This window comes from Vagococcus fluvialis (genome assembly GCF_003337315.1).
Classification (GTDB): Bacteria; Bacillota; Bacilli; order Lactobacillales; family Vagococcaceae; genus Vagococcus; species Vagococcus fluvialis.
In genome coordinates this window covers 17,350-35,478 of the sequence record NZ_QPJV01000006.1, presented here as the reverse complement: position 1 = coordinate 35,478, position 18,129 = coordinate 17,350, and the positions used below count along the sequence as shown (strand labels likewise).

Here is an 18,129-nt window from a genome sequence, read left to right as displayed (position 1 = left end):
TTCTAATTAGTTCTCAATAAAGAACACGCGGTACCACGCAATGAAGGTATAAATTGTAAATATTTTTTGCATATTCGCAATTCCTTGCTTTTGTTCTTCTAATAATTTATTTAAGTAATCAACATTAAAGAATTTTTTAGCAATATCTGAGTTAAATGATTCTTTAATCATTGCTTGATATTTATCTTCTTTTAACCATGTTGCAAGTGGTGATGGAAAACCTAATTTTTCACGGTTAACAATACGTTCTGGTAATTGACTCTCAGAAGCTTGACGCCAAGCAACTTTTGTCACACCATCTTTAACACGTGTATTTGAAGGCATTTTTTGAGCAATTGCGGCTACTTCTTTATCCACTAAAGGTGTACGAACTTCTAAAGAGTTAGCCATACTCATACGGTCTGCTTTATGTAAAATATCATAAGCTAACCAACCATGAATATCAAAATGTTGCATTTGCGTAATTGAGTCTTTTCCTTTAGCTTCATTAAACATGTCTTTAACGTATTCTGATGATGGACCATTATGACGGCTGTCTTTTAATAACTCATCTCTTTCAGCTTGGTTAAATACGTAATTAACGCGGTAATATCTTTCACTAATATCTTGAGCACCACGGATTAAGAATCGACGTCCATGGAAATGAGGCATACGTTTTGCTGTTTGAGCAAATAATTTTCTCATTGGCTTAGTAGTGAATTTTTCATATTTTTCAAAAGAACCAGCTTCTAAATAAGTATTGTATCCACCAAAGAATTCATCAGCACCCTCACCTGATAAGGCAACCTTGACGTGTTTACTTGTTTCTTTAGAAAGGAAGTAAAGTTGTAAAGCTGATGGGTTAGATAATGGTTCATCCATATGGTACATTGCTTTTGGAATGATATTGAAGAAATCTTCATCATCAATCATAATTGGAATATTTTTTTGGTTAATTTCTTCAGCAAATTGCTCTGCCCAAGGTAACTCGCTAATTTTTTCATCATCAAATCCTAAAGAGAATGACGTAATATCACGTTCTTTAGATGCTTCATTTAAAATATAACTTGAGTCAATCCCACTTGATAGGAAACTTCCAACCTCAACATCAGCAATCATGTGCTTAGCAACAGATTCTTGAACTGTTTCAACGATTTGTTTTTTAGCTGTTTCCATATCAACAGATTTATCTTCTTTAAATTCAAAATGATAATATTCTTTAATTGATAATTTACCATCTTTATAAATAAAGAAATTTCCTGGGTTTACTTTGTATACATTTTTAAACATTGTTTCAGCACTTGGAATGTACTCAAAACTTAAATGAATTGGTAATAACTCTTCATTTAATTCTTTAACGAATCCTGGGTGGTCTAAAAATGATTTAATTTCAGATCCCCACATAAAGTTTTCTTCATCTTTGTAGTAGTATAGAGGTTTGATTCCAAAATGGTCACGAGCCCCAAATACTTCTTGATTTTTTTTGTCATAAATAATGAAAGCATACATTCCGCGAATACGGTCTAATAAGCCTTCACCCCAAGCATCATATCCATGGATTAATACTTCTGAATCTACATCTGTTCTAAAATGATAACCTAAGGCAATTAATTCCTCACGTAATTCTAAGTAGTTATAGATTTCTCCGTTAAATGTTAATACTTTAGTATCATCTTGGTTATTCATTGGTTGAGCACCATGATTTAAATCGATAATTGATAAACGTCTAAATCCCATAGCAATGTTTTCATCTTGATAAAAACCTTCATCATCGGGGCCTCTATGTACAATTCTATCTGTCATTTTTTTTAATGTTTCTTCAGCAATAGTTGGGTGATTAATATATCCTACAAATCCACACATTCTATAAATCCTCCATCTTGTCTTTAAATTAGAAGCTACGTTTAGCTCTTCAAACTTACAACGTTTCAATTTACAAGTATACTTGAAAAAAGCAAGAAATTAAAGACTTTGACTCATACTTTTCAAGTAATTAAGATTTTTTTATGAAACTAAGTTTTTTTATTCTGGAAATAAGACACTAACTTTTATTTTGTCACTTGATAAATAGTCCATTTTTATTTCCCCATAATGTCTACTAACAATTTGACTAGCAATAGTTAATCCAAGTCCGTGTCCTTTGTTATCTCTTTGATTTCCACGATTAAACGATTCAAAAACAGTTTCAGTATTAAATTTTTCCGCATTTTTAGGTAATTCATTTATCACTTCTAAAACTAAGTGATTATTTTTTTCTAATAAATTAATCCTAATAGCTGATTTTTCTAAACTATATTTAAGACTATTATCAACTAATATTTTAGTTAGTTGAAGTAATCGATGGTAGTCACCTGTCATGATTTTCACATCAGTTAATTGGTTATTAAAAATTATTTCTCTTTTTTCTTCTATTAAAAGTGGACGATAACTACGTAAGCTATCTTGAATAACTTGGTTAAAATCAACTGCTTCTTTTTCTATTGAAAATTCAGTTATTTGAAGTCGACTAAGTTCAAGTAAATCATTTACTAACAAGTTTAATTCTTTAGTTTCAAGTAATAGCTGTTTGATATAGTTTTCTTTTTCTACTTCATCTAAAAAATCTCCGGCTAAAGCTTCTAGTGAATTTTGAATCACCATAACTGGTGTTCTTAACTCATGAGAAATTTGCGATAAAAATAATTTTTGATTATGTTCTTTATTCTCTTGCTCTTTTTGAGCTTTCTTTAACCGATCACTTAATACTGATAGTTTATTACCTAGTTCTGCTAATTCATCTTTAGTGTTAATATTAAGATTAGTATCATAATTCATTTGAATTAACTCTTCAGTAAACACAGACATCTGATGAATCGGCTTAACAAATCTTTTAGCTATAAGTATAGAAATAAGTACTGTTATTAATAAAGCAATTAACACGCTCCAGATTAGTAACTGGTAATCTTTACCCAAACCTAAAAAATAATTATCATTATTAGATAAGAGAATCACTGCGCCTAGTAATTCTTGATTTAAATTTAAAATAGGCACACCGTAGCCTAGTTGGCTCTTATTAGGTAAACTATTTTTTTCAAAAAAAGTAGCTTGTTTATTTTGTTTTAGCTCATTTAAAATAGTATTACCTGAGTCAGTTAAAGTATTTTGCTGCTTCTTAGTCATATGACTTGTCGATAAAAACTCCCCAGTTTCATTAACAACATAAATCTCATCTGTAGAAAGTTGACTAATAAGAGATAAATAATCCGTAGTGTTAGACATGTGATTGTTTCTTTTCATCATTCTTTCATGATGAGATAAATTGTCTTCCTCATTTTTTTCTTCTTCTAAATAGTTATCTTTAACTAATATCTCAGCAATCTTATCTCCCTGCTCCTTCATCTTCTCACCATGTATCACATGAGCTTGCTGATTAAAAAGACTAAAGAAAATAATAAGTACCACAATAGCAAAAAAACTTAATACTAACGTGTAAGTTAATATCAGTCGTGTCATTATTTTAGGCTGTTTTTTCATTTTTCCACCTCAAATAAATAACCTTTTCCCCATACTGTTTTTATCTGCCAATTTGTTTCTTGTTCTGTTTTTAATTTTTCACGTAATCTCTTTATATGACTATCAACTGTCCTAAAATCACCAAAGTAATCCATCCCCCATACACTGTCTAGTAAATGGTCTCTTGTAAAAATCTGATTTGGATGCTCTGTTAGATGATAGAAAAGTTCAAATTCTTTTTTAGTTAAATGGATAACTTCATTAAAAAAGGTAACTTCATATTTATCACTATTAATTTCTAATCCTGTTAACACTTTTTCTGTTTGCTTACTTGGTTCAATTCTACGCATAATAGCTCTGATTCTTGCGGCGATTTCCTCATGAGAAAATGGTTTAACAATATAATCATCTGCCCCAACATCTAAACCAAGAATTTTATCATGGTCTTCACTTTTAGCTGTAATCATAATAATTGGTATCATGGAATCTTTTCTGATTTCTTTACATACCTCAAAACCATCCATCTTAGGTAACATAATATCTAGTAAAACTAAATCAAACTTATTTTGTTCAAACAGTTTTAATCCTTCTTCTCCAGACTTACTTTCAACTACCAGATAACCTTCATTTTCTAAAAATCTAGCTAACATAGAACGAATGGCTTGATTGTCTTCAATAATTAATAAATTCATTTTCATCCCTCTAAATAAATATGTCCTTAGTTTATGACATAATTCTGCCATATTTGTGTCTTATACTTACTATATCAAATATATAGGAGGTTTAATATGAAACGCAAAATTATTATCGCAACTCTTAGTCTATTAGGTGTCTTTTTAGTAGCAGGTACAATCACGATTGCAAGTACTACAACTAATACAACAATACCTAAGACAGAAACAACTACACAATCTGAAAACTTTAGATTTAATGCTGATGATGAAGACTTTAGGTATTGCCATGATGACAATACCTCAATGCAAAAAAGACATCAGAGACACCAAAATCATCATAGAAGTTCTGAGTTTTCAAATAACTAAAAAATGAGCTTGTGACAATTTAAAGTCACAGGCTCATTTTTATAAATTAAACGATGTCACAATCTCTTCTTCATAATTCTCTAGTAATTGCTTTCATTTTTCTTTCAATTTCAATAAAATCACGTTGATTAAACGGAAAATCAAATAAATGAACCTGTCTAGAAAAACGTAACTCTTCTTCAAGTAAGTTAGGTATATTAGTTAGTACAAGATCTGCCTCATCCACCTCTGAAGCATCCACAAAACTTAAGTTAAAATCATATTTAAAACGGTCCAAAATTTGGTTTTTAACATTATTTTTAACAAAAAACGGTAAGTCTGTATCAAGAAATAGTTTTATTTCTGCTTCGTAATAAGTTAAAGGTTGGACTGAAGAAAATAGTGTCATGTACTTTTGAAGTAAGAAGCTTTCTTTTGTAAATAATTGCTCTCCACTAATTTCATGTAACTCATTAATTAGAGCTGTTAATTCTTTAATCAAATTCGGATAATCGTCTTCTAAGTTTCTAAAAATCATATGCCCATCAATATCAACTTGAATATTAGAAAATAGTTGACTAAAAAGATGTACACAAAAACTTGTTGTAAAAAAGCGATTATGCAATTCTTCTGGAATCTCACATATTTCTTCATTAAATTTTTCTAAAAATAATTCTGTTGCAAGGTAGACATTAGACTCTCTTTTTTTATGGTAATTAAAAACACTATCTTGATAATTTTGAGATACATAAAATTTGGGTTTTAACTGTAATAACACCACATAAAAATAAAGCTCTGACTCAATATAAATATTATAATCTGAAATAAACGCTTTTAAGACAGGCATACTATCAACTAGTTTCGGTAAATTAACGTAATCTTGCCACTCTTTTTCCATGGTGATAACATGTTTTTTTCTAAGTCGTAAAATGTTAACAGCTAACATATAGGCCATTTGTTTTTGATGAATCACTGAAAAGTTTATATCTAATTCCTCAGCAAAATGATTCACTGACGCATAGATTTTATCTTTACTAATAAAATCAAAAGGCCAAGTGACACCTTTAAAAATAATCCACGCCGTAATATAAATAATTAAACGAATTTGTTTTTCTTCTCCTTCAATACTAAAAGTACTTCTTGAAAGGGTTAATTGGTAATTGGCTAAAAATTGCTTTATCTTCTTTAGAGATTTGCGAATAGCGCTTTCACTTACAAAATTATCAGTTGCGTATTTAGAAATAGATTGAAATTCCTCAAAGATAATTAATTTAAAGATTTTCATCGTCTCATCATTTTCTAAAATGTAACCTTTCAACTCCATATAGTTACTGCCACTATCTATTTCAAGTTGAATTCCTTTGTACTTTTCATAGTTAATTGTCACTAAATAATCTCTTTCATCATTGTAGCTATCCACTAACTCTTGTAAACGGTGAATATAACGTTGGACAGTTCTTTCAACAACTAACAACTCAGTACTAATTTCATTAATGGTATACCATCTATTACTGTCAGCAATTAAATCTAAAATATTAAGCATTATCTTATTTTGAGTATCTAATAAATTTAATATATCTTTCTCCATGCTATTCTCACCTTTACCTGAAGTTATTATTTCCTTCATTATACAGTAAACTTTGATATCATCCTAATTTCTAATTTAATCTAAATCTTTGTTACCTTTAAGTTGTCTGGATACCTTTCTTGCGTTATGATGAAAACGTAATCATTTTATAAAGGAGAGTTTTTAATGGATATTAAAATAGGAACACGTTATGAAAAAGATATTTTAGTGACAGAAAAAAATGTTGCTTCAAAATTTGATAAAGATTTACCTTCTGTTTTTTCAACACCTGATATGATTGCTGAAATGGAAGATACTTGTTATCAATTACTTAAAAAAATTATTCCAACTGAATTGACTTCCGTTGGTACTCATGTGAATGTTTCTCATGAAAAAGGAATTGTCATTGGAGATACAACAACAGTCACTGCTGAGGTCATTGAAGTAGACCGTAAAAGAATTACCTTTGCTGTTAAAGCAATGTTCAACGATGAGATTGTAGGTCAAGGAACTCACGAACGCTTTATTATCAAAAAATAAAAAAGATTGGGCAATTAATTTTGCCCAATCTTTTTTAACATGACTCTCTTCTAACTAATGTTGTGCCTACCTCTAATCTAACCGGAACCTCAGAAGGCTCATTTAACAAAGCGTTTATAGTATTTATAGCTAATTTTCCCATCTGCTCAGTATAGACCTTTATAGTCGTTAGTGCTGGTGTCACATATTTAGCTACACTAATATCATTAAAAGAAATAATTCCAACGTCATTAGGTATACTCACCTTTTCTTCTAACAAAGCTCTCATAGTACCAATTGCTATGGCATCACTGGATGTAAAGATGATTCCATATAAATTATCTTTCCCATTTTTCTGTAAATAGTTTTTCATGTTCTCATAAGCATCTTGGACTGTAAAAGCAGATTCTAATATATGAGTTAACTGAATATCAGGATATTTATTAGTCTCATTTTGAAAAAGTTCTAAGCGAATATCCTTAATTTCTTGACCTAAACTTTTGGTTTTCTCAACACCTGATATAATACCAATATTATTTTTATTGCTTTCTAGTATGACAGACATAACTTGAGTTATTGCTTGTCTGAAGTCAACTACTATTGATGAGTACCCTAAATTTGTCGCGTCGTAATCCACAAATAGAATAGTTGAATGATGACTAGCTAACTTATCTATTTCACTTTTATCAAATTTCCCTAAAGCAATTATTCCATGACACGTTTCAGATGAGAGCTCATTTAAATCTTCTCTTAGAATCGTAATATCTAATGCCTCTGCTTGATTTTCAATACCTAAACGAATAGCTAAATAATACAAATCCTCTAACTCTTCTTTGTCATCGTACCATTGGACTAACTTAAATACTTTATTATTAACTAAGTTCTTTTTTTGGTGTTTCGTGTAATTCAACTCTTCTGCAACTTCAAAAATCCTTCTTTTTGACTCATCATTAATTGATAATGTTGCATCATAATTTAATACTCTTGAAACTGAAGCAGGAGACACACCTGCTTTTTCTGCAATATCTTTAATTGTTGCCATTTATTTACTCCTTAACTTTACTACTCACTTAAAAAAGAAATAAACCTCTTAAAGCCTAGCATGCCCACTGTGTCGCGTTTGTATACACCTGCATCTTGCAAAACTTTCAAAAAGACATATCCTATTTCTTGATTAACAATATCATCAACATTAGCTGCTGTAATTTCGTTTGTTTCCTTAATTTTTTCAGCCCACTTTAGATGATACCCTTCGATATTATTTTTTTGATTTAATAAGTATTTTCTAACCTCAATCATTTCACGATATAATCTTGGTGGTAAAATAGCTAATCCCATTACTTCAATTAAGCCAATATTTTCTTTTTTAATATGATGAAGTTCTTGATGGGGATGAAAAATTCCATCTGGAAACTCCTCGGAAACATTATTATCCCTTAGAACTAAATCAATTTCAAATAAATCATTTCTTTTTCTAGCTATTGGTGTAATAGTATGATGCTCAATACCATCAGCTGTTTTCGCTACTATTGATAAGTTCTTATCTGAATAAATTTGCCATTTTTTCAAAATAAAATCAGCCACTTCAACTAATTCTTCTTTTTTTTCACCACTAATACGAATGACAGACATTGGCCACTTTACAATTCCTGCTTTTACTTGTTTAAACTGAGGTAAAGTAAACTCAAATTCAATTTCATTTTTCTCAATTGGAAAAGTAAATCTACCTGCTTGATAGTGATCATGTGATAATATTGACCCACCTACAATGGGTAAGTCAGCATTAGAACCTACAAAATAATGTGGTAACCAATCAATAATACTTAATAATCTTTCAAAAGTTTGTTTACCAATCTTCATTGGTACATGTTTCTCTGAAAACACAATTGCATGTTCATTATAATAAGCGTAGGGTGAATATTGAAATCCCCAGCTCTCATTATTTAATTTTGTTCTAATTATTCGATGATTAAACCTATTAGGATATCCACTACGACCTGCATAGCCTTCATTTTCCATACAAAGCATACACTTAGGATAATCAATACTCCTTTGATTAATTGAAGAAGCTATCTGTTTTGGATCTTTTTCTGGTCTAGATAAATTAATCGTTATTTCTAAATCTCCATATTCAGTAGCAACTGGAAATTCAATGTTTTTTGCAATATCTCTTGTTTTAATATAATCTGTTTTTTGACTTAATTCAAAAAAGTATTGAGTAGCTATTTCTGGGTCTTCTTCATAGAGTTTATTAAACTGACTGTTTATTTTACTGGGGGATGGAGCCATTAAATCCATTAATTGCCCTCTTAAACATTCAATTTCATACTCTGTATTCTTAATATGCTCAGTAGTTATTGCTGTTTCTACTAGTTGGTCAACTAATTCTAAAACAGAGCCTTCAAACACTTTTTCTTCTTTTAACTCCTTTAGTTCTGATACCCCAATAAAGTAAAGTACACGATTTTCCAAATAAGTTTGATCGATTTCTTCCCAGGGTCCTTCTTTTATGATATGTCTAACAAATTGATGAATTACATGATCGATACCCATTATTTTCCCCCTTTTTCTTTTTATGATAACTGTCTTGTTCCATCGTCAATTTTTGCTTCATAGAAATCAGCCTCATACCCAATTTTACTCAAATACGCCTTTCCTACTTGTTCAATAAAAAGTTCTACCTTATTTTGAGGGACTAAAGCTATACCGCAACCGCCAAATCCAGCTCCTGTCATTCTAGCTCCAAAAACACCTTCAACTTTTTGAGCTTCCTCTACTAAAGTATCTAATTCAATTCCTGTTACTTCGTAATCTTCTTTTAATGATTTGTGGGAAGCATTTAAAAGTAAACCAAATTTAGTCAAATCTCCAGCAACCAATGCTTCTTTAGCAATTAAAGTTCGCTCATTTTCTGAGATAGCATGTTTAGCCCGTTTAATTAGTATAGGATTATCAATTAAATGTTTATTGGCTTCAAATGTTACTAAATCAAGTTCACATAATTCATTAATATCTATTTTAGTTTGTAATTGTTTAAGAGCAGATTCACACTCAGCACGGCGCTCATTATATTTTGAATCAGCTAATTCTCGTCTCTTATTCGTATTCATAATAACAATAACATTGTCTAAAAAATTAGCCGATACTAACTCATAGTCTAATGTATTTGTATTAAGTAACATGGCCTGATTCTTTTTCCCCATACCAATTGCGAACTGATCCATAATCCCTGAGTTCACACCTATGAATTCATTCTCTACTTTTTTCCCAAGCTTAACTAAATCAATCATCTCAACTTCTAAATTAAACTCATCTCTTAAAATAACACCCATTAATAATTCAATAGAAGCTGATGAAGAAAGACCCGCTCCATTTGGTATCGTCCCAAAAAAGAAGACATCTAAACCATGATTAATCTCATATCCTGATTCTTTTAAAAATTTGATAACTCCTTTGGAATAATTAGTCCAATCATCTTTTTCATCAAATTCAAGATTAGTTAACTCAACTGAAATAACTCCCTTATTAGGAAAATTATCTGAATAAAAATTGAAAGTTCTATCCTCTCTTTTACTAACTAACCCATAGGTACCAATTGTGATTGCTGATGGAAAAACATTTCCTCCATTATAATCTGTGTGTTCTCCAATTAAGTTAATTCTTCCAGGAGAAAAATAATAATTTTCACTTTCTTTTTTAAACACAGTTTCAAATTGTTTTTTTAATTGAGTTAACATAATAAATTAGCCTCTTCCCTATTGTAAAATATTTACTAAATTAATTATAAAACTTTTAACTAATATTTTCAATAGAAAGTACAACACTTAACAATGAAAAAAGTACTAATCAGATTTCTCTAATCAGCACTTTTAGTAGATATTAATGTTTTAAATCAAAACGCCATTTTGTTTCATACACTATATCTTGATCTTTTTTTATAATTGGCGATTTTTCAAAAGGATTATTAATAGCATTTGGGCAAAATTGTGTTTCTAAACAAACGCCTGAACGTTCTTGATAGATAATGCCATCTTTGCCTTTTTTATTTTGAATAAAGTTACCTGTATACAATTGAACGCCTGGCATGTTTGTTTTTAAAGATAACTTGATTCCTGTTTCATTAGAGTATAGTTCAACTTGCTCATCAATATCATCTAAAACAAAATGATGATCATAACCATTACCACGTTTTAATTGCTCATCTGATAAGTTTAGTCCATCAATTAGTTTGGTTGCTACTAAAAAATCCATTGGTGTTCCTTTAACATCCTGTCTTTGACCTAATGGAACTGAGTCTTCACCTATTGGCATAAAATTGCGGCTGGGTAATTTTAAATAATGATTTACAACTGCTCCACTGCCATGCCCTGACAAATTAAAATAGGTATGATTCGTTGGATTGAACAAAGAATCTTTTGTTGATGTACCAGAATAATTTATGACGAGACTATTTTCTGATAAAAGATACTCTACCATCATCAACATTTTTCCTGGAAAGCATTGTTCTTCCTCTGAACTAATTATTTTTAACTTAAGGCTGCTACTTGTTATTTCCTCAAGCTTCCATTTTTTTAAGTGAACTCCGTTAGAACCACTGTGAAGATTATTCTCACCGTTATTTTTTTCTAATTGATAAGTACGATTATTTAATTTAAAAGTTCCATTTTTTATACGATTAGCATTTCTACCAACGACAGAGCCAAAACAAACATCATTATCAACCTGATAATCTTCTAAATTTGAAAATCCTAAAACTACATCTGTCCATTTACCTAATCTATCTTTAACTTCCAAACTAACAATTGAAGCACCAATATTAACAACTGTCATTTTAATTGATTCATTTTTTAATTCATAAGTTTCGATTTTTTCTTCAAACAAACAAGTTCACTTCCTTATTAGAATTTAATTAATTTGGAGTACTTCCTCTTAGTTTTAATTTAGTTGAAATAATGACTGTTTTAGCAATTTTTCTTTCAGTTTCGAGTCTATCAATCAATAGCTCAACACTAGTTTTCCCCATTAATTCTGTATACACTTTAACAGAGCTTAAAGTTGGATAAACATATTTAGCAATACTACTATCATTAAACCCAACCAACGAAACATCTTCTGGCACATTAATCCGTGCCTCATGAAGTGCTCTTAATGCCCCTACTGCTAAAGGATCATTTGCTAAAAAGAAAGCTGTAGGTAAGTTTTCTTTCAAAACTTCAATTGCTTTTTTCATTTGTTTATATCCTGACTCTACACTAAAATCATCTAGAAAAACATAATCTTCATGATATAAATCAAATTGTTTGGCATAATTTTCAAAAGCTACTGTACGTCTATCTTTACGAGGCGAATGATCTAGATCATTTTTCCCATAATCGGTTCCTCCGATATAACCAACTTTCTTGTGTCCTTTTTGGTAAAAAAATTGGACAACGCTATTTACTGCTTGATCAAAATCAACAGCAACAGAATCATATTGTTCCGATAAAATATTCATATTTAAAAAAACAACGGATTCAGTGAAATCTGTCATTATTTTTGCTTCTATTGGAGAACATTCACCAATAGAAACTATTCCTATGATATCCTCCTCAGGTACAAAATCCTGTCCCTTAAATATACGCACAATATCATAACCAAGATCTATTATTTTTTTTTCAGCACCCATTCTTAATGACAAATAATAAACATCATCTAATTCATCCTTTTCCGTCATCCACTGAAATATAGCAATCTTCCCTTTTTCTACATGTTTAATTTTTTTATGCTTTGTATACTCTAACTGTTCAGCTACTTCAAATATTTTCTTTTTAGTATCATCAGCAACTGACAATGTACTATCATAATTAAGAACTCTTGAAACAGTCGCTTGAGAAACATTCGCTAAATTAGCTATATCTTTAATCGTTGCCATAAGACTTTCCCTTTCTTTTTACCAATAAGAATACCATGATTGATACATTCTTATCAGTGCTTCTAAGTAAAAATAATCACCCCAAATAGTACTCTCTGATACACCATAATTTCCTGGTTTTGTATAAACTCCTTCAACTAAAATACCATTATAATTTGGATGTTTTTTAGTTGTATAATTTTCTGCTAGTGATTTTATTATTTCAATACTCTTTGCTTGATAGACTGAACGTCTTTTGTCAGAAATTGGTAATTGTTTAATCAATTCAAGTAATCCACAAACCATAATAGCTGAAGATGAGGTATCTCGTTCTTCCTCTGAACCTTCTGAAAACTCTAAATCCCAATAGGCAATATGATTATTGGGTAAGTGATCAATAAAATAATCTGCTAACTTAACAGCAGCCTCTACAAATTTAATATCATCTATATAATTAAACATATTAGCAAATCCATAAATCCCCCAGGCTTGACCTCTTGCCCAACAAGAATTATCAGAGTTTCCCTGAGCTGTTGAACCTTGCAGTGCTTCTCCAGTTTCAACATCCATATGATAAGTGTGATAAGTTGAATTATCATCACGAATTAGATATTTCACTGCTCGCTCTACATGGTTTTCTGCTGCTTGCCTGTATTCTTGATTTCCTGTTTCTTCAGTAGCAAAAAATAAGAGTGGTAGATTCATATTACAATCAATAATCATTCTTCCTTGCTCCTTTTTATTTTCTAAAGAACCCCAAGCTTGAATAACCTTACTATTGGGTTCATAACGTCTCATTAATACATCAGCAGCTTGTAAAGCCATTTCTCTTGAAGAAAACGTTCTATTTAATCGATAGTCAGCAACTGCAGATAAAGAATATAAAAAACCGATATCATGATGATTTAATACGATTTCTTGATCAAGTCGATTTTGAAAAACATCTAATTGCTTCTTAATAACATTTGCAATCTCATCATTTGGTTTGTATTCTTGACATAAATGTAGCATACCAATCCAAAAGCCATCTGTCCAATCTTCATTTTCTACCGGCTCATAGTAATAATTTTTTGAAACTGCAGGTGGTACTTTTTCTTCAAACAAAGGTAAATTTTCCATTACCTTTTGATATACAAACTCTATTTCATCTTCTAACCATTTTTTTTCTAACACAGTTATACCTCCTAATAATTATGTTTAAATCAATACACCTTTTTTGTTCGCTATCATTAACCTGTCTAAGAAAAATGAATAGACATAACTAAAAATCACACCGATGACAACAGATTTAAAACCATATGTTATCAAACCAAAAATTAGTACAATATAGTTAATATAACGAATCGTTTTTGCTAGATTTAATTTATTATTTTTTTTATATAATACTAAAGCTATTACATCCATTCCAACTGTTGACGAATTCGAAGACAAGCAACAGTAGTACCCCATACTGATAAACATACTTGCTAATAAAAAGTCTATGGGTAAGTTAATTTGTAAATTTATAGGTAACATATAAAATAAGCTAAAAAAAGTATTGTAACAAATACTACTAAATAAAGACTTCGCAAAATTTTCTTTCCCTAAGTAAAACCAACATACTACTAATAAAATTAAAGTTACACCATTTGTAAGATATAAAATATTTAAACCTGTTACTTTTTCAAGTATCATAGCAACACTCGTTACACCACCGTTAATAATTGTATTGGGTTTCATCCATTTAGCATAAGCTAATCCCATCAATAAATTACCTATGATAATTTTAATAACAGCTATCAACTGTTTTTTATTCATTTAATTCCTTCTTTCTAATCAAGAACAATTCTTTTAAGACTAGAACCTATTTCATCTAATTTTGTATAAACAATCTTACCATACACATATTTCTCATCAATTTGATATGCTCTTCGACCTTCATTAGGTTCCTGATGTTGAACAATTAAGTATTCTTTATTTCCCTTCTCATCAATTAAAATAAATCCTTCAACAATTTCTTTAGACATTTCTTCCCCTGATGAAAATACTGGTATATTTTTTATTTTTTTCTTTATCTTATTTGATTTAAAAATAAACGTTTGAATATTTGTTTGATTAATCTTTCTTTCATATCTTAGTTTCTTACTGGAATAATAAGAATTATATTCAGGAGAAATAAGACAATCTTCTTCTATAAATTTTCCATTCCCAAGTGAAGCAGTTATTTCAATAGTTGCTCCTTTAGATAAATTATATGAATATCCTGATTCATTTTTCTTTAAATTATCTGTTGCAAAATGAAAATGCGAATCAACTATCATTTCTTTATTAGTAAAAATTTCATCTGATATTAGCCATATTCCATCTTCAATATAGATAACTTTTCGATTAACAAATGCACCTTCATCAAAATACCCTAAATGCCCACCTTCTACAAAATGAATATTTTCTATAGAACTAAACTTCTGGTTAATAGGTGTACTAACTTTACTTGTTCCCCACGCTTCTTTATGTCGATTAAAATTTTGTCTATTAATAGTTATTGTATTATGGGCTTTTGCTTCTTTGAAGAGTAAACGATTATGTGTAACTTCATAAGAATAACGCCCACTATCTACTAGAATTGACTCATTATCAAACTCCAAGGCCACATGTAATAAATCATCATGTCCATGACCGCCACCTAATGCTCCACACTTAAACAAAGTAAAATCACTATTTTTATTATTTCTTAAAATACTAATACCACTATTTTTATAATTTTTTGATACTAATCTAGACAATCTTTTGGAAAATATTTCATTATTTAACCCAACAAACAATTTAGTAAATAAAGTCGTCTTTGACTTTTTTAAACTCATTGGTAAAAAAGGTTGATTTAAAACATTCTCAGCAACTTCTAAAATACCAAGCATTGATTCAATATCGCTATCACCAAAAGCCACTTGTTTACCATGCCCGGTGATAATACCAACAGAAGCATTGGTCATTTTCTTCGCGTATGTTTTTAACCAAGGTGGAATACTTTGCTTATTTCTTTTTAAGACATGAATAATCATTAGTACACAGAGAAGCACTTCATGATGATACATAAAGGATTGCTCACGTTGTAAACCATCTTCTTCTACTTGTAGTTCTAATGCTATTTTCAAAAAGTCTAAACTTTTTTCTAAATAATTGTTTATGCCTAGAAAAAGTTCACCTAGTATAAGCCCACAAATTTCAATAACTAACCAATTGCTTTGTCCTCGTTCTATGCTTAATTCCCTCGATAAATAATTTAGATGTTCTTCTAAACTTTTGATAATAAGATTTTGCTCAGATTCTTCAAAAAGTTCATCCAAAGGAACTACTTCAAAAACTCGAACCCAATTAACGACTCTTAACCCTGAATCAATTGTTCGCCAACTCGTTTTTTTACTCTCTATTGTTAATGGGCAATCTTTAACAAACAACAATAAAAAATTTTTTAAATAATTTAAATATTTTTTATTGTTAGTTATCCGGTAACTAACGGCAACATCTAACAAAAAAGCATGACGATTTAACATATACGTCCATTCAGGATCACCTTCAGGATTGTAATCCCAGTTCATTTCTTTTAAATTGAGTATTTCAATTTTATTAGTTTTCTCCATATCCCAATCATTTTGAAAAACATATCGCCCTTCAACAAATAAATTGGCTCTATCGATTAATGCTTTTACCTCTGTTTGATTTTCTTTATTAAGCTGCTCTAAAAATAGATTGCTCACGTTACTAATGAAGCCTCGAAAACTAGATTGATTAATCATCAATTCTCTCCTTACTTACTAAAATTAGAAACAAGCCTAAGACAAAACTTTAAATAGTTTTACCTCAGGCTTAAAGTCCCATTATTCCTATACATTTTTTTGGGGAACCTCAATAAATATTGGGTAATCTAAAAACTCTAAATTAGTAATTTCTCTTCCTTCAGTTTCAAAAACAACAATCTTATTAATCCCTTCATTTAAAACAGATTTGGGAACAAATAAACTAACAGCTGGTCCGTTTTCCCAGAAACGCCCAATATTAAATCCATTAACAAAAATGACACCTTTTCCTAAATTTTGACAATTAATATAAGTATCTTTAGCCTCAGAAATATCTAATTCTAAATGATAAAACCCTGGAACATTCTTCTGCCATTCTTTTGAAAAATCTATTTTACTTATTTCTTCTAAATCCAATGAATAATGATCCCAATTAGAAATGTAGTGTATATCCTCCATAACCCCACTTCTAATACCTTTTGATTGTGTCTCTGCTACTAACTTAGGACCGTAATTATTTCTAGCCGTATTTTCTACTAAAATATCTAATTGATTTATATCATTTTCCAACGATACTTTAACTTTTTCACCTATTGCTTCATACTGTTGAGTTGCTTTTAATTCTTCATTAACAAATATTTTAACTCTATCACTAGCATCAATTACTCGTAAATCTTCAATTGTTCGTTTTCCTTCAAGATGTGAACGATATAAAATATAGCCAAAAGTTTGGTCTACGTCTTCCATAGTCAATACATAGTCATTTTCTACTCGCTTAGCAACGTCATCAATACAGTTAAATAACGAAACTTTCTCTTTAAGTTTTGCCACACCAAGATTTCCTAGTTCTGGATACCTAGGTTCAAATACCTCAACATCAGGACACTCTTCTTTTATAACTCTCTGAATAGCAAAAAATTTTTCAGTTGGCGCTCCTTCTTCATTTAAAGGTGCGTCATAGTCATAGGATGTGATTTGAGGAACATTTCTTTTCCCCATATCAGAACAACCATTGTAAAAACCGAAATTTGTGCCTCCATGAAACATATAAAAATTAATACTTCCCCATTTTAAAATTTTCCTAACTTCTTCAGCGGTTTCTTCAGGGTCTCGTTTAATAATTGGTTCTTCCCAGTTATTAAACCAACCATCCCAAAATTCCATACACATATAAGGGTGAGTTAAACCATATTTTTTATTGTGTTCTTTTAAAGCATTAAAATTAGTATCTGCATCAGAGCCAAAATTGGCTGTTGCAAGAATACCATCTTCCCCTAATGTTCCTGCATCAAGAACTTGTTTCCATCCTCCATCGGAAGTAAATAAAGGAACATCTACACCATATTTCTTCATAATATTAGTGATGGCTCTCAAATAATCTTTATCCTCACTGTAAGAACCATATTCATTTTCAATTTGCATCATTAATAAATTACCACCTTGAGTCGTTTGGAACTTATTAACTCTTGGCAATAATTCTTTATAGTAAGAATCAACTCGTTTTAAAAATTCTGGTTGTTGACTTCTAATTCTCATATTCTTATCTTTTAAAAGCCATCCGGGTAATCCACCAAAATCCCACTCAGCACAAATATATGGTGATGGACGTAAAATAATATATAAATCCATTTCTTGAGCTAAATTTAAAAATTGCTCAATATCAGCAAAGCCATCAAAATTATAAACACCAGGTTTTGGTTCATGTAAATTCCAAGGAACATAGGTTTCAACAGTATTACATCCCATTGCCTTTAAATTATGTAATATCAGTTCCCATTTTTCAGGCATACTTCTAAAATAATGAACCGCTCCTGAAATTAACTTTACTGGTTTTTCATTGATCAAAAAGTCCTCTTTTATTTCAAAATTAATCATTTCTTTCTCCTCTCG

15 protein-coding genes are annotated in these 18,129 nt (G+C 30.2%); 2 read left to right on the top strand and 13 right to left on the bottom strand.

All coding sequences use genetic code 11. The features are described 5' to 3' along the window. Positions 1–6 precede the first annotated feature (6 nt). The 3 genes from asnB to DFR54_RS07325 all read right to left on the bottom strand — a co-directional run bounded on the left by asnB (position 7) and on the right by DFR54_RS07325 (position 4,163). Positions 7–1,842: an asparagine synthase (glutamine-hydrolyzing) gene (gene asnB / locus DFR54_RS07335; RefSeq protein ID WP_114289673.1), complete on the bottom strand. Its 1,836-nt coding sequence runs from the start codon at positions 1,840–1,842 to the stop codon at positions 7–9. A 159-nt stretch (positions 1,843–2,001) separates the two neighbouring features. After that, positions 2,002–3,492: a sensor histidine kinase gene (locus DFR54_RS07330; protein ID WP_114289672.1), complete on the bottom strand. Its 1,491-nt coding sequence runs from the start codon at positions 3,490–3,492 to the stop codon at positions 2,002–2,004. Next, the gene (locus tag DFR54_RS07325; protein ID WP_114289671.1) at positions 3,489–4,163 is read right to left on the bottom strand and encodes a response regulator transcription factor; all 675 of its coding nucleotides are present in this window, start codon (positions 4,161–4,163) and stop codon (positions 3,489–3,491) included. The genes DFR54_RS07330 and DFR54_RS07325 overlap by 4 nt, the downstream gene beginning before the upstream one ends. Positions 4,164–4,259: 96 nt before the next feature. Here DFR54_RS07325 and DFR54_RS07320 point away from each other — a divergent pair, with 96 nt between their 5' ends. Next, a complete protein-coding gene (locus DFR54_RS07320) occupies positions 4,260–4,511 on the top strand; it encodes a hypothetical protein (protein ID WP_114289670.1) in 252 nt (83 codons plus the stop codon). A gap of 70 nt (positions 4,512–4,581) precedes the next feature. On the opposite strand, the gene DFR54_RS07315 is transcribed toward DFR54_RS07320, so the two are convergent. Then, positions 4,582–6,078 carry an AcpB/EbpR/MafR family transcriptional regulator gene (locus tag DFR54_RS07315; protein ID WP_170126935.1) on the bottom strand — a complete coding sequence of 499 codons (1,497 nt, stop codon included), beginning with the start codon at positions 6,076–6,078 and terminating at the stop codon, positions 4,582–4,584. 165 nt (positions 6,079–6,243) lie between these two features. Here DFR54_RS07315 and DFR54_RS07310 point away from each other — a divergent pair, with 165 nt between their 5' ends. Further along, on the top strand, positions 6,244–6,597 hold the full coding sequence (locus DFR54_RS07310) for a thioesterase family protein (protein WP_114289668.1): 354 nt from the start codon (positions 6,244–6,246) through the stop codon (positions 6,595–6,597). A gap of 34 nt (positions 6,598–6,631) precedes the next feature. Here DFR54_RS07310 and DFR54_RS07305 read toward each other — a convergent pair whose 3' ends face one another. From DFR54_RS07305 to DFR54_RS07265, 9 genes are all read right to left on the bottom strand, one after another. Beyond that, positions 6,632–7,618: a LacI family DNA-binding transcriptional regulator gene (locus DFR54_RS07305; RefSeq protein WP_114289667.1), complete on the bottom strand. Its 987-nt coding sequence runs from the start codon at positions 7,616–7,618 to the stop codon at positions 6,632–6,634. 20 nt (positions 7,619–7,638) lie between these two features. Then, positions 7,639–9,129, bottom strand: a complete 1,491-nt coding sequence (gene galT / locus DFR54_RS07300) for a UDP-glucose--hexose-1-phosphate uridylyltransferase (protein ID WP_114289666.1) — start codon at positions 9,127–9,129, stop codon at positions 7,639–7,641. 20 nt (positions 9,130–9,149) lie between these two features. Next, a complete protein-coding gene (locus DFR54_RS07295) occupies positions 9,150–10,313 on the bottom strand; it encodes a galactokinase (protein WP_114289665.1) in 1,164 nt (387 codons plus the stop codon). Between the two features lie 142 nt (positions 10,314–10,455). Further along, entirely contained in the window at positions 10,456–11,457 is a 1,002-nt protein-coding gene (locus DFR54_RS07290) for an aldose epimerase family protein (RefSeq protein WP_114289664.1), read from the bottom strand. 28 nt (positions 11,458–11,485) lie between these two features. Next, the gene (locus tag DFR54_RS07285) at positions 11,486–12,487 is read right to left on the bottom strand and encodes a LacI family DNA-binding transcriptional regulator (protein ID WP_114289663.1); all 1,002 of its coding nucleotides are present in this window, start codon (positions 12,485–12,487) and stop codon (positions 11,486–11,488) included. An 18-nt stretch (positions 12,488–12,505) separates the two neighbouring features. Further along, a complete protein-coding gene (locus DFR54_RS07280) occupies positions 12,506–13,585 on the bottom strand; it encodes a glycoside hydrolase family 88 protein (protein WP_086342780.1) in 1,080 nt (359 codons plus the stop codon). A gap of 78 nt (positions 13,586–13,663) precedes the next feature. Continuing rightward, positions 13,664–14,263 carry a YitT family protein gene (locus DFR54_RS07275; protein WP_086342351.1) on the bottom strand — a complete coding sequence of 200 codons (600 nt, stop codon included), beginning with the start codon at positions 14,261–14,263 and terminating at the stop codon, positions 13,664–13,666. 14 nt (positions 14,264–14,277) lie between these two features. After that, complete coding sequence (locus DFR54_RS07270) at positions 14,278–16,239, bottom strand: alginate lyase family protein (protein ID WP_114289662.1); 1,962 nt, start codon at positions 16,237–16,239, stop codon at positions 14,278–14,280. Positions 16,240–16,326: 87 nt separating this feature from the next. Next, a complete protein-coding gene (locus DFR54_RS07265; RefSeq protein WP_114289661.1) occupies positions 16,327–18,114 on the bottom strand; it encodes a glycoside hydrolase family 35 protein in 1,788 nt (595 codons plus the stop codon). Between the last annotated feature and the right edge of the window lie 15 nt (positions 18,115–18,129).